The sequence below is a fragment of the Pseudomonas akapageensis genome, from assembly GCF_011355085.1.
GTDB classification, from domain to species: Bacteria; Pseudomonadota; Gammaproteobacteria; order Pseudomonadales; family Pseudomonadaceae; genus Aquipseudomonas; species Aquipseudomonas akapageensis.
Window position 1 is genome coordinate 12104 of the sequence record NZ_VXCP01000038.1, and the last position, 13162, is coordinate 25265.

Below are 13162 nucleotides of genomic sequence, written 5' to 3' on the forward strand. Positions count from 1 at the left end.
TTTCACATCGGCATGTGCGCCTTGCTCGCAGAACGATCATGCCTGGGCAACCAAAGGGAGATGAAAGCGGCCAGGGCGATGAAGCCCGAGGAAACCCACAAGCAGGTCGAAAGGCCATGGCGCTGATAAATCCAGCCCGACAGCAGGGTGCCGAGCAGCCGGCCAAGGGCGTTGGACATATAGTAGAAGCCGACGTCCAGCGACACGCCGTCTTCCTTGGCGTACGAGACGATGAGATAGCTGTGCAACGAGGAGTTGATCGCGAACAGCGCGCCGAACACCATCAGCCCACCCAGCAACACGACCTCGGCCGACCACCCTGCCGACAAGCCCACGGCAATTGCCGCCGGCAAGCCCGCCAGCAGCGCTGCCCAAACAAAGGCAGCTCGCCCATCCGGCACATGCCCACTCTTCTTGCCGGTGATGTTAGGCGCCAACGACTGGACAATGCCGTAGCCAATCACCCAGGCCGCCAGGAAACCGCCCACCGACCAGAAACCCCAGCCCAGCACCGTGCTCAGGTAAACCGGCAACGCCACCACGAACCACAGATCGCGAGCACCGAACAGGAACATCCGCGCCGCCGAGAGGATATTGATCGCCCGGCTTTTGGAGAGGATGTCGCGGAACTTCGGCTTGGCCCTGGCCTTGCCCAGGTCCTGCTTGAGCAAGCACAGGCTGGCGACCCAGATCAGCGCCAGCGTCGCGGCCATCGCCAGTACCGCGGTCGCGAAGCCCAGCATGGCCAGCAGCGCACCGCCTAGAAAGAAACCCACGCCCTTGAGCGCGTTTTTCGAACCCGTGAGCCTGGCCACCCATTGGTAGAGCGTGCCTTGCTGGCTGTCGGGGACCAGCAGTTTGATCGAGCTCTTGGCGCTCATCTTGTTGAGGTCCTTGGCAATGCCCGACAGTGCCTGGGCCCCCATTACCCAGGGAATGGTCAGCCAGGCAGTGGGTACCGCCAGCATCGACAAGGCCACCACCTGCAAGCCCAGACCGATATTCATGGTGCGGTTGAGGCCCAGGCGAGCACCGAGGTAGCCGCCCACCAGGTTGGTGATGACCCCGAAAATTTCATAAAACAGGAACAGTGCGGCAATTTGCAGCGGCGTGTAGCCCAGGCTGTGAAAGTGCAGCACCACCAGCATGCGCAGGGCGCCATCGGTGAGGGTGAAGGCCCAGTAATTACCCGTGATCAGCAGGTATTGGCGCACCGACGGGGACAGGGCTGACAACGCTTTCATGCTCGCCCCCCGTCAATCGGCCAGGCCGACCAGCCTGGCCAGTTCGACGACGCGGTTGGCGTAACCCCATTCGTTGTCATACCAGGCATAGATTTTCACCTGGGTACCATTGACCACCAGGGTCGACGGCGCATCGATGATCGATGAGCGTGGGTCGGTGCGGTAGTCGATCGATACCAGCGGACGCTCCTCATAGCCCAGGATGTTGTTCAACGGACCCTCGGCGGCCGCCTTGAGCAAGGCATTGACCTCCTCCACCGTAGTGGCTCGCTCCACTTCGAACACGCAATCGGTGAGCGAGGCATTGGCCAGAGGCACACGCACGGCGTGGCCATTGAGACGGCCACGCAGTTCAGGGAAGATTTCCGCAATGGCGGTAGCCGAACCGGTGCTGGTCGGGATCAGGCTCATGCCCGAGGCGCGGGCGCGACGCAAGTCCTTGTGCGGCTGGTCGAGGATGCTTTGGGTGTTGGTCAGATCGTGGATGGTGGTGATCGAACCATGGCGAATACCCAGGTGCTCGTGGATCACCTTGACCACCGGGGCCAGGCAGTTGGTGGTGCAGGAGGCCGCCGTCACGATGCGGTGCCGGGCCGGATCGAACAGGTGCTGGTTCACGCCCATGACCACATTCAAGGCGCCCTGCTCCTTGACCGGCGCACAGACCACTACACGCTTGACCCCCTGCTCCAGATACGCCTGAAGCACGGCGACTGTCTTCATTCTGCCGCTGGCCTCGATCACCAGATCGCAGCCCGACCAATCCGTGTCGGCAATGCTCTTGTTGCCGGTGACCTTGATGCGCTTGCCATCGATCACCACCTGCTCGCCTTCGGCAGTGGCCTGGTGGTGCCAACGACCGTGCACGGAATCGAAGTTGAGCAGGTGCGCATGGGTTTGCGCATCGCCTGCCGGATCATTGATCTGCACGAACTCGAACGCTGGCCAGCCCCAGGCTGCGCGCAGGGCAAGACGTCCGATACGGCCAAAACCGTTGATGCCTATTTTGATGCTCATCGAGTGGATCCTTTGGGACTGCTGGCTGCGGCCAGGGAATGATTCAACAACAAGCGGCGCGGCGCTGGGGGCGCTCGCCCATTGCATCGAGGCGGCAGGAAGTGGGGTCGAGCCAGCGCCGGTTGGCGTCCAGCGTGCCTCTCAGTACGGCATTGACCCAGTCCGGCAGGTTCGGATGCAGGCGGTAATACACCCATTGGCCCTGCCGGCGATCTTCCAGCAACCCGCTGTTGCGCAATTGCGCCAGGTGCCGGGAGATCTTTGGCTGGCTTTCATCGAGCGCACAGGTCAGCTCGCATACGCACAGTTCTTCCTCGCGGGTGATCAGCAACATGAGGCGAATGCGGGTTTCGTCTGCCAGGCATTTGAACAGGGCGGTGGGCGTCAGCGGGTCAGCCATGGGGAATCTCGTGTTTCCGGCGAACAGGTCCATATATGTTTTTTCGAATATATGGAAATTCGTATATCCAGTAAAGCCCCGTGCCTTCTGACAATCGCGGCCAGGGCCGCTCCCACAGGGTATCTACTCGTCTGACTTGTTCGCCTGCACCGCCACTTCGATAGCCCGGACGCTGACCGCAGCAAATATCGCCGTCATCAGCACGCCGTTGAAACCGAGCAGTATTGCCAATACACGCGAGACAGATTGTTTTGGGACCAAATCCCCATAACCGATGGTCAGACCGCTGACGAAAGCAAAATAAATCCCCTCCAGTGGCTTCCATGATTCCACATAGCTGATGATCAGACCGAACAGCAAGATCGAAAACAGCAGGATGGAAAGGATCGGCCAAACAATCTGGAGGTAGTACCACACCGCTTTGTAGAACTCCCGACGGACGCGCTTGGCGTGAGCGTGGTTCATGGCTTGGGCTTCCTGTGCGTTGACGTGTCAGCACTGTTTCTCTCGGTGCAGGCGCCCATGGAGTACATTTGTACTCCATGGTAGCAACAGGCGCGCGCCCTGCCCTTCATAGGGTATAGCCCATGCAGTGCGCTGCAACCCTCACGCACAATATTGTGCGCGTTGATCCTCGATCAGTTTGAGCGCGGCTTCCCAGGCCAGTTGCACGATGCCTTCGCCATCATCGTCCTCGAACTGCCGCGCCGTGTGCTCGCAAGTCTGTGGATCGGGTTGAAGCAGCTCGCGGTTGCCGGCCAACGCCTGAACCTGGGCCTGGCAGGCGCGTTCAAGGAAGTAGATATTCTGGAAGGCTTCGGCGGCGCTGCTGCCTGCGGCCAGCAAGCCGTGATTGCGCAGGATCATTGCATTGTGCGGGCCCAGGTCGCGAACCAGGCGCTCACGCTCCTGGGTGTCGAGGGCAATCCCTTCGTAAGCGTGATAACCCAGGCGGTTGTAAAACTTCAGGGCATGCTGACTGATGGGCAGCAAGCCCTCCGCTTGCGCGGAAACCGCGATGCCGGCTGCGGTGTGGGTGTGAATGACGCAATGCAGATCCGGTCGCGCCTGATGAATGGCCGAATGGATGACGAACCCTGCTCGATTGACGCGGTGATTGGGGAACAGCGTATCCACCACGCGACCGTCACTGTCGATCTTGACCAGGTCACTGGCGGTCATCTGCTCGAACAGCGTCCCGTAGCGGTTGATCAGGAAATGCCCTGAGTCATCATCAAGACGCATTGAGATATGCGTATCGATCAGGTCGGTCATACGAAAATGCGCCACAAGGCGGTAAAGTGCAGCCAGTTCGCATCGTGCTGCCCATTCTGTTGCCGATACGCCGGAAGGAAAGTCTTGCATGGGTTTCACACCACTCGATTGAAGCGTTGATTTGTGTTGGTGTGTCTTTTTAAGAGACCCGGCAGGATCGCGGCAATTCGCCATTCCTTATACTGATTATTTTGCCGACCAATAAAGGGCTTTTCATGAGCGACGACCCAGGCCGTCCGGGTGTTTCCCACGCATCAAAGCGGCCCTTGAGTGAACGGGTGGACTGGAACCTGCTGCGAACCTTTCAGGTGATCGCTCAAGAGCTGAGTATCAGCCGGGCGGCCGTACGCCTGCATTTGTCCCAGCCTGCGGTGAGCCAGGCCCTCAAACGCCTGGAAGAACAGCTGGGCGTGCCACTGATCGAGCGCCATGGACCGCGCTTTGTCCTGACTCGTGCCGGTATGGAAACCTTGCGAATAGCAGGCGATGTTCAAGGGCAATTCGGCCAACTGGACGCCGCCATCGAGCAGTCCCGTGGGCAAGTCGTTGGCCAGATACGCCTGCTGTCGGTCAGCGGCATTCAGTACGCGCCGTACGACCGGTTTCTGGCCGACTTGCATCGCGACTATCCGGGTATCGGCCTGGAGATCGTGGTGCAGTCGAGCGACGAAATTCTCAGTGCATTGGGGCAAAGAACCGCCGCCTTCGGCCTGGCCGTGAATCGCCGCAGCTACCCGGGACTGCAACAGCAATGCCTGTACAGCGAACGCTACCAATTCTATTGCAGTGACCAGCATCCGCTGTTCGGGCGCATCGACTTGACCCTCGAGGACCTCAGGGCACAACCCTTGATCGTCTTTACCGGCGACACGCTTGGCGGAACGCTGTCACCGCTTGCCGAGTTCCGCGATCGGGAACGGCTGTCCGGAAAGATCGTTGCCTCGTCGGCCAACACCCAGGAAGTATTGCGCCTGGTCCTGGCCGGCTTCGGCATCGGCTGCCTGCCCGTGCAGCTCTGTGAGGCTGAACTTGAAGCAGGCCGTCTCTGGCGGCTGCCGCCCGAGGGTGGGGTGTGTTCGCTCGACGTCAATATCCTGTGGAACGCCGAACAGCGCCTCAGCCAGGCCGAGGCGCTGTTCCTGCAACGCTTGCGGGATATAGCTTTGATCAACGATGGATGCGCGTGAGCAATTCCAATGACAGCCATGTCGCGCGTGTCGAAAAACGAATACCTGTTGCTGGACAGCCTGCACTACGACAGCCAGCGCATCGCCGACGTAGAACCCCGATGGGAACTCGATCACAGGGTAGTCAAAAAAATCGTGGCCGTGCCAGGGTATCCTGTACGCCGAGCGCCGGTTGATTTGCCAGCGGATGCAAAAAACCGGAATCGACCCAATCATTTTTCTTCATCCCTGCCAGGAGATGAGATGGGCAGTTTTTTGCACTGAGTTTCGTAGCGAATGTCTTTCTGTACCCCATCGTTCCACTCCTTGTGACTCAAGTTGCGGGTAAGTTTGGCGCAAAGCCAGTCTGGCCATATAGTGGGGGTCGGCCATCGTCGCACGGTCCCGTCGCTGCTACCGGAGGCAATATAATTGCTGTCCTCGCTAAAAGCCACGCTATTGACCCGCCCCTCATGTCCCTGGAGCGGTCGGCCAATAGGAGTCCCGTTTTCTGCATCCCATAGCTGAAGCGTCCGGTCCGCGCTGCCGGAGACAATGAATTTATGGTCTTGGCTGAAGTCCAGGCTACTAATCCTGTCCTCATGCCCTTTAAAAGCTTTCCTAATCGAGCGCCCGGTGCTCGCATCCCACAGCATTAGCATTCCGTCCTTGCTGCCGGAGGCAACACGGGCACCATCGCGACTGAAGGCCACGCTAGAGACCTCGCCGCTCTGCCCCTGCAACGGCTGGAGAATTGGTTCCCCGGTTTCTGCATTCCACAGCCGCAGCATCCCGTCCTTGCTGCCAGAGACAATACGACTGCCATCGTTATCGAAGGCCACGCTAGTGACCTCGCCATTATGGCCCCGCAACGGCGGAAGTATTGATTTCCCGTTTTCTGCATTCCAGAGCCGCAGCGTCGAATCCGTGCTACCGGAGACAATACGGCTGCCATCGGGGTTGAAGGCCACGCTAGTGACCTCGCCGTCATGCCCCCGCCACTGCTGGGTAATTGGTTTCCCGGTTTCTGCACTCCACAGCCGCAGCATCCCGTCCTTGCTGCCAGATACAATTAGGCTGCCATTGCCACTGAAAGCCACGCTTGAGACCTCGCCGTCATCCCCCTGCAATATCGATAAAATCTCCTCTTTGTTTTTTTTGGCCGCCCACTGTCGCAATGTTGAGTCCGTGCTGAGGGAAAGAATGCGGTCAGGACGAAAGGCCACACTCAAGACCACTGAATAATCCCGCATAATCACTTCTCCAATCGACGCCCCTGTATGCGCAGACCACACCTGCAGTGACTGGTCCAGACTGCCGGAGACGATGCGATTGCCTTCCTGGTTGAAGGCCAGGAACTCACTGTTATGCCCACGTATTGGCGGGCCCATTGGATTCCCGGTATTTACATCCCATTCGCGCACTGTTTGATCACGACTGCCGGAGACGATGTGGATGTCGTCCGACTTGAAGACCACTTTAGTGACCGGCCCCTCATGCCCCTTCAAGGGCTCACCAACAGGCTTCCCAGTAGTTGCATCCCACAATCGTATCGTCCAATCCCTACTGCCGGAGACGATACGACTGCCATCCTTGTTGAAAGCTACAGTCGCGACTGTTCCTTGATGCCCCTTCAACGGCTCAAAAACGGGCTTGCCGGTTTTTGCATCCCACAATAGTAGAGTCCAATCCGCACCCCCGGAGACGATACGACCGTCCTTGCTGAAAGCCACAGAGGTGACCATGCCTTTATGCCCCTTCAACGGATCACCAATCGGCTCCCCGGTTTCTGCATCCCATTGCTGTAGCGTGCCGTCGGTGCTACCAGAGACGATACGACTGCCATCCTGGTTGAAAGCCAGAGTCGTGACCGACACCTTCTCTTTCGTCCACATCAATTCGCTGTTTTCGCTGTTTTGGGTATCCCACATCCGCAGCGTCTTATCCCGACTGCCGGAGACAATACGACTGACATTTTTTGGATTGAAAGCCACACTCACTACCCGTTCTTTATGCTGCTTTTCCTTTGGCGCCGACCAGATCTTTTTCCCGGTTTTTACCTCCCATAATTGCAGTGTCCCATCAAGATTCCCGGTGACAATGTTATTGCCGTCCGGATCCAGGGCCAGCGCGTTGATCTGGTGATTGGTATCCCACACTTTGCTTGTATTATCTGTGGTCACCATCGCGAACAACAGGGCATTGTCTACCTCCGAATGAGGGGCGGCTGCTTTCGCCGCCAGCAGTTGTAGCAACGCACCCTCATCGTTGCCACGTCGCCAGCCTGTGAGTATTCCAGAGCCCTCGTTGATCATTCGCATCGCCTGCTCATTTTTGAGCGATCGAGCGGCATCATTGTAGTAATGCACAGAAATGATGCATGCACCTGCGGCAACCAGGGCCACCACAAGCAGTATTTTTGCTTGCCATTTGAGACGAACCGCGGCCGCCTCGCTCACCTGTTGCTTCTCTTCTGCTGCCTTACGCGCCGCTGCCTCGGCATTGACCTTTGCCTCCTGAAGCCGCACCTCTTCTTCCCGCAATTGCGTCTCTCGCAGTCGCGACACCCGGAGAAACTCCCGCGCCCCCTCCAGTCGCCGGCTGTAGCGCGGTTTGGCAGCAAGCGACTCGGCGATATCGAGGCGCTCCCCCTGAATGAGCCACGCCGCCTTTTTGTCGTTGTTGAGCCACGCGGTGACGGCTTGCTCAAGCCGGTCGACTTCCTTGAGATCCTCACGCTCCTCATTCAGCCAACGAACAAGGACATCCCATTGACGGAACAGGCTCTCGTGAGCCACTTCGACCACCTTTCCTTCCGTACGCTGATCGCTTATCAGCAGGTGCTTGTCGATCAGCGCCTGTACCAGCGGCCAACTGTTGGCCGGCAGGTCGGCGAATGCCGCCACGCGGCGCATCGGCAAGTCATTTTCCTGGTTGATCGTGACGAGCGCGGGGATGAAGGCATCATGCAACAGGTCAAGTTGGTCCTGACGCGTTTCCACGTCCGACGACAGCACCGATTCGGCCTCATTCTTGATGACGTCGACCATGCCGCCCATGCGGTTGTATTCCTCGAGGCTGAGATCACCGTCGCCCCCATAATCGCAGTACAGACGAGCCAGCGTGAGACTGAGCAGTGGCAAGGTATCACCGCCCTGACCACAATCGGCGAGCAGGCGGTTAACCAGGTCGGGCTCAACCTCCAGCTTGTGCCCATTTGCGGTGGCACGCTTTGCCGGGCCTGTAATGACTTCCTTGAACTGGCTTACGGGCATCGGTTTGATCGCGTCGAACACAACACTTTTCAACCCGGCAAGTTGGGGCGCAGTTTGCAACGGCTCATAACGGTCGGAGCGGATGGTGAAGACGACGATCAGTGGCATATGGGATGGCTGGGCTGCAACCGGACTGCCCCTGAGTGCTGTGCCAATCAATTCGAGGAACAGGTGTGCCTCGTCGGCTTCCTGCGGGTTCATTCTGCTGTCAACGTTGAACAACTCCTCGGCCTGGTCGACAGACAACACCAGGGTCGGTGGCTGCACGTCGTCAGCTTGATCGTCAAGGCGATCACGTAAAGCAGTCTGGATATTGCGCAATAGCTCAGTGAATCGCTCGGGCCCTTCTCTGAGTCCAGCTTTCACCTCACCCAGTTCCGCAGGCCGCAGATTCAGATGACGGTTGGCGTCGTATATAGCCTGGGCGAGTCCGCGAGCACCCGAAACCGGGCAGCGTTCGGGACGAATGGGCGGCAGCGGATAAAAATGCCGATCATCGCGCTCAAGACGGGGCAGCAGGCCCGCGCGCAGAAAGGACGATTTACCGGCACCTGAAGCACCCAGGATGACGAACAGCGACTCGGCACCGGACGAACGCATACCCCGCAGCTTGTCCAGGCCCTGCAAGATCTCGACGTCACGCCCGAAAAATACAGCGGCATCTGCCTTGTCGAGGGGTTCAAGGCCTCGATAGGGTGCGCGACCCGATTCGCCCTCAGGTGGCCAGGGGAAATAATTGGCGCGCAAGCCGGCGTTGTTCAGCCCCATGTGCAGGCGCTGCAGTCCATCCCTGAGGAAAGCGACATCAACCGATTGCTCATGATAATCGCAGGTGATGACCTCTGACGCCCCTTCTCCACTCAGACGGCAGAGCTGCCACTCGGCAGTCATTTCCTTCGGTAGCTGGCCAAGCGCAACATCCTTGATCAGGGCACAAAAGATGCGCTTGTTGTAACTCCTGGCCATCAGAAATTCGGCCAGACACCACTGCGACTTCGCCCATTGAGGTGATACCACGATCACCACCACTTCGCAGCGATCCGACGCGCGCTTGAGCGCATCCTGCCAGCGGTCACCAGCGACAAGACCACGTCGTGGATCGACGTCGAGAAATACATCATCCCAGCCGTTTTGCGCGAGCCAATATTTCAGCGCAACAGCTTCGAGCTCATCGACACTGGAGTGGCTGAGAAATATACGCGACATCGCGATCCCTCCTCACAGAGTCAGTGAACCCAAACAGACTACTGGAGCGGTTCTTCGTCGGCACGAAGGGCAGGTGCGATGCAGATATTACTCAGCGCCGATTATTCACAATCAAAATGGATGCAATTCAGGGTGCGTGGATCCAGATTAGCATTGTCATCTCAATCTGCCAGTAGCAGGCCGAAAAGTGCTGTCACTTTCGCTCACCACGCACCTCGATTGGCCCTCAATCCGCCGCAAAACAATACAACCGTCCCGCCCCACCCGAGGCCGCCAGCGTTTCGTCACTGCAGCCTCGCGAAGGGTGCGAAGAGTTCCACGAATGCGCCGGTGGGTCGTCGTTCAGCCCGATCCGGTCATGGTGACCGACCTGGGCCATGCCCTTGTCGCTGCTGGTCCAGTTGCTGCAGGTGTGGTCATCACTTGCACCGAATGCCATTCCATCGGTCTGGGAGCCGGTGAGGATGTCGTGGGTGTTCGGCGTATCGCCGCGCCCCTTGACCACCATCCCGTGTTCGTCGAGGGCGGTTTCCTTGTTCAGCTTGTTGTCGCCATGCAATTGCGCGAGGTCCTGAGCGATCACGACGCCCTTGGCGTTCTGCCAGGGGCCTTTGCCGATACGGTCCCGGGCATTGACTGCTGCCTGGCCACCTGAGGCATCGGCGCTCAGGTAGGCGCGCCAGGTATGCTTGCCTGCCCCCACGGCACTGGCCAGCGCCTGACAGTGCTTGTCGGCCCCGGCCAGGCCCCCCAGATCGGCCCCCTTGCCCATGCCTTTGCTGGTGACGAAGAAGGTCATGTCCTTGGAGTCCGCGTGGCTGGCGAAACTGCAGGTCAGCGCTAGCATGGCAGCGGCAAGGGTTGGGATGAACGTCGTCTTGCGCATGTACAGCCCTCCGGAAAAAGTGACTGAACGGGTGTTGCTACTTCGGTTGCGCCACGGTGCGCAAATAGGGTTTCACGGTCTTGTAGCCCTCGGGATACTTCTTCCTGGCGTCCTCGTCGGAGACCGATGTGGGAATGATCACGTCCTCACCCGGACGCCAGTTCACGGGGGTGGCAACAGTGTGTTTGGCATTCAGTTGCAGCGAATCGAGCAGGCGCAGCACTTCATCGAAGTTGCGTCCGGCACTCATGGGGTAGACCAGCATCGCCTTGACCTTCTTGTCCGGGCCGATCATGAACACCGAACGGACCGTGGCGTTGTCCACGGCGGTACGAGAGCCGCCACTGGCATTGGGGTGGATCATGTCATAGAGCTTGGCCACCACCAGGTTCTCGTCACCGATCAGGGGGTAGTTGATCGCATGGCCCTGGGTCTCTGCGATGTCACCGACCCATTTCACGTGGTCGCTGACCGGGTCGATGCTGAGGCCGACGATTCTGGTGTTGCGTTTGTCGAACTCCGGCTTGAGTCCGGCCATGTATCCGAGTTCAGTGGTGCACACAGGAGTGAAGTCTTTCGGATGCGAGAACAGGATGGCCCACTTGTCGCCGATCCACTCGTGGAATCTGATTGGACCTTCAGTGCTGTCGGCAGTGAAATCCGGTGCTTCGTCGCCAATGCGGATTGCCATGTTCGATCTCCTTGCAGGGATGGGTAGGAAGACGGTCCGAACGCCGGTTGCCGTTGCGACGGCGCACGGAATCTGCGTTGAGCCGGTCAGCGCGAAGTCAGTATAGGAGACGTTTCAGAAGACGTGGCAGCCCCGCAAGGGGCTGCCACAACAGCACTAGTTGCCTGTAGGCAATTGCAGGTTGATCCCCTCTTTCTGCAGATCCTCACGTACCGACTGGAACTTCTGATACTTGGACAGCTCGATCGGGCCGTCGTAACCCATGCTCTGCAGCTTGCGCGGAGGGTAGTCAATGTAGGTTTTCATCAGTTTGGTTATCGCCAGGCTGATGGGCACCATCGTCCAGGTGCGCTCGGTGAAGTTACTCATGAAAATGTCATAGCGCTCTTGCGGGTCCTGGTAGAGGTCGAAGATTTGCGGCACGGTCGCCACGTATTTCGACGCACCTTTCCAACCCAGGTTGCTGTCTACCGCCAGGCCACCGGTCTGGGCACCATCATCGCCACGCAGGTTGAACACCGCCTTGTAGTTGCCGACACGGGCGGCGCCCGGGGACAACTCGTTCTCGGTGAAGTAGAACCACTCTTTACGCGGCGACGGGCCACTACCCGTCAGTACCGGGGTCATGTCGTAACTGTCGAAGATGATCGGCTGGCCTTCGCGGTCTTTTTCCGGCAGCTTCACGCCGGCAACGGCGGCAAAGGTCGCCATCAGATCCAGGCCACCGATGATCTCGTGGTTCCTGGAGTTCGGCTTGATTTTGCCTGGCCAGATGGCAATCGCCGGTACCCGGTTACCGCCTTCGCGCACGGTGCCCTTGGTGCCACGGAACGGGGTATAACCGGCGTCCGGGTAAACATCCTGCCAGGCGCCGTTGTCGGTGGTGTAGAACACCAGGGTGTTCTTGTCCAGGCCCAAGGCCTTGAGCTTGTCCATGATGCGGCCGATACGGGTATCGAGTTCAACGATCGAGTCGGCATATTTGGATTTGGACATCGACTTGTGCACGAACTCCGGCGCCGGCATGTTGGGCTGGTGCACTTTCATGAAGTTGACGTTGATAAAAAAGGGCTTGTCCGACTTGGCGGCCGTGTCGAGGAATTCCAGCGCGGCTTTTTCGACATAGCCATCGAAGTAGGGAATACCGACGACGCCCGGCTTGCCATCAACGACCGGCGTATCGACGTATTCACCGTTGATCTTGAACTCTTCAACCGGCTTTTCGCCCGCTTTGCCTGATAACGCGCCCTTGGTGACCTTGGCAAACATCGCGCGGGTTTCCGGATCCATGTCCGGGAACCATTCAGGGTCGGCGTAGGTGTAGGCGTTGAGGTGGTACAGGCCGACGTATTTCATCACGTCGTAGCCCTGGGCATTGGGCAGTGCATAGTCCGCTTCGCCCAGGTGCCACTTGCCGGTGAAGTAGGTCTCGTAACCACCGGTCTTGAGCACCGAGGCCAAGGTCCATTCGGCTGCCGGCAAGCCGCCGCCCTGGCCCTGGAAGGCCACGGTGGTCATGCCGCTGCGGTTCGGGATGCGGCCGGTCTGCATGGCGGCGCGGCCAGGCGTGCAACTTGGCTGGGCGTAGAACGAGAAAAAGGTTTTGCCGTCTTCTGCCAGCTTGTCGATGTTCGGCGTCGGCATGCCGCGACCTTCGCCCCCGCCATAGGGGCCCAGGTCGCCATAGCCGGTATCGTCGGAGACGATAAACAGAATATTGGGTTTGTCCGTCTGTGCAGCGAGGGCGAGACCGTTTAACGACATCAATGCCATGAACACGATGGAAAGTCTGAAGCGATCTGATTGCCTATTCATACCGGGTACCTTCCTCAGGTGTCGATCCGTGTTGTTCGCAACTCAGGTGATGAGCGCACGCCAACGATGACCCTTGGTGCATTACCACCGAGTAGATAGCCTAGGTACTGCGTACAGAATCAACTCCCCCGATTGCATGACCATGCACTGGTTAAGGCCCAGCAAGAAGTCTAGTGCGATTTCGTCA

Annotated in this window: 10 protein-coding genes; 1 reads left to right on the top strand and 9 read right to left on the bottom strand. The window is 58.8% G+C overall.

Translation table 11 applies throughout. The features are described 5' to 3' along the window. Positions 1–2 precede the first annotated feature (2 nt). The 5 genes from arsJ to F2S13_RS22045 form a co-directional block, all read right to left on the bottom strand. Complete coding sequence (gene arsJ, locus F2S13_RS22025) at positions 3–1244, bottom strand: organoarsenical effux MFS transporter ArsJ (protein ID WP_166364772.1); 1242 nt, start codon at positions 1242–1244, stop codon at positions 3–5. Positions 1245–1256: 12 nt separating this feature from the next. Then, entirely contained in the window at positions 1257–2261 is a 1005-nt protein-coding gene (locus F2S13_RS22030; protein WP_166364774.1) for an ArsJ-associated glyceraldehyde-3-phosphate dehydrogenase, read from the bottom strand. A gap of 43 nt (positions 2262–2304) precedes the next feature. Then, positions 2305–2661 carry a metalloregulator ArsR/SmtB family transcription factor gene (locus tag F2S13_RS22035; RefSeq protein ID WP_166364776.1) on the bottom strand — a complete coding sequence of 119 codons (357 nt, stop codon included), beginning with the start codon at positions 2659–2661 and terminating at the stop codon, positions 2305–2307. 123 nt (positions 2662–2784) lie between these two features. Further along, complete coding sequence (locus F2S13_RS22040; RefSeq protein WP_166364778.1) at positions 2785–3126, bottom strand: potassium channel family protein; 342 nt, start codon at positions 3124–3126, stop codon at positions 2785–2787. A gap of 141 nt (positions 3127–3267) precedes the next feature. After that, on the bottom strand, positions 3268–4026 hold the full coding sequence (locus F2S13_RS22045; protein ID WP_166364780.1) for a class II aldolase/adducin family protein: 759 nt from the start codon (positions 4024–4026) through the stop codon (positions 3268–3270). Positions 4027–4151: 125 nt separating this feature from the next. Between F2S13_RS22045 and F2S13_RS22050 the strand changes: the two genes are divergently transcribed. Next, positions 4152–5123 carry a LysR family transcriptional regulator gene (locus tag F2S13_RS22050; protein ID WP_166364782.1) on the top strand — a complete coding sequence of 324 codons (972 nt, stop codon included), beginning with the start codon at positions 4152–4154 and terminating at the stop codon, positions 5121–5123. A 212-nt stretch (positions 5124–5335) separates the two neighbouring features. On the opposite strand, the gene F2S13_RS22055 is transcribed toward F2S13_RS22050, so the two are convergent. From F2S13_RS22055 to F2S13_RS22070, 4 genes are all read right to left on the bottom strand, one after another. Further along, positions 5336–9583 (bottom strand): nSTAND1 domain-containing NTPase, encoded by a 4248-nt coding sequence (locus F2S13_RS22055; RefSeq protein ID WP_166364784.1) that lies wholly within the window; start codon positions 9581–9583, stop codon positions 5336–5338. A gap of 226 nt (positions 9584–9809) precedes the next feature. Then, a complete protein-coding gene (locus F2S13_RS22060; protein WP_166364786.1) occupies positions 9810–10469 on the bottom strand; it encodes a hypothetical protein in 660 nt (219 codons plus the stop codon). 37 nt (positions 10470–10506) lie between these two features. Then, complete coding sequence (locus tag F2S13_RS22065) at positions 10507–11160, bottom strand: peroxiredoxin (protein WP_166364788.1); 654 nt, start codon at positions 11158–11160, stop codon at positions 10507–10509. Between the two features lie 156 nt (positions 11161–11316). Further along, the gene (locus tag F2S13_RS22070) at positions 11317–12975 is read right to left on the bottom strand and encodes an arylsulfatase (protein ID WP_166364790.1); all 1659 of its coding nucleotides are present in this window, start codon (positions 12973–12975) and stop codon (positions 11317–11319) included. Positions 12976–13162: the final 187 nt, after the last annotated feature.

Excerpts from the sequence above, each read along its gene's own strand:
- F2S13_RS22055 (WP_166364784.1), bottom strand. The coding sequence starts at position 9,583 with ATGTCGCGTATATTTCTCAGCCACTCCAGTGTCGATGAGCTCGAAGCT.
- F2S13_RS22050 (WP_166364782.1), top strand. The coding sequence starts at position 4,152 with ATGAGCGACGACCCAGGCCGTCCGGGTGTTTCCCACGCATCAAAGCGG.
- F2S13_RS22065 (WP_166364788.1), bottom strand. The coding sequence starts at position 11,160 with ATGGCAATCCGCATTGGCGACGAAGCACCGGATTTCACTGCCGACAGC.
- F2S13_RS22030 (WP_166364774.1), bottom strand. The coding sequence starts at position 2,261 with ATGAGCATCAAAATAGGCATCAACGGTTTTGGCCGTATCGGACGTCTT.
- F2S13_RS22070 (WP_166364790.1), bottom strand. The coding sequence starts at position 12,975 with ATGAATAGGCAATCAGATCGCTTCAGACTTTCCATCGTGTTCATGGCA.
- F2S13_RS22045 (WP_166364780.1), bottom strand. The coding sequence starts at position 4,026 with ATGCAAGACTTTCCTTCCGGCGTATCGGCAACAGAATGGGCAGCACGA.
- F2S13_RS22040 (WP_166364778.1), bottom strand. The coding sequence starts at position 3,126 with ATGAACCACGCTCACGCCAAGCGCGTCCGTCGGGAGTTCTACAAAGCG.
- F2S13_RS22060 (WP_166364786.1), bottom strand. The coding sequence starts at position 10,469 with ATGCGCAAGACGACGTTCATCCCAACCCTTGCCGCTGCCATGCTAGCG.
- F2S13_RS22035 (WP_166364776.1), bottom strand. The coding sequence starts at position 2,661 with ATGGCTGACCCGCTGACGCCCACCGCCCTGTTCAAATGCCTGGCAGAC.
- arsJ (WP_166364772.1), bottom strand. The coding sequence starts at position 1,244 with ATGAAAGCGTTGTCAGCCCTGTCCCCGTCGGTGCGCCAATACCTGCTG.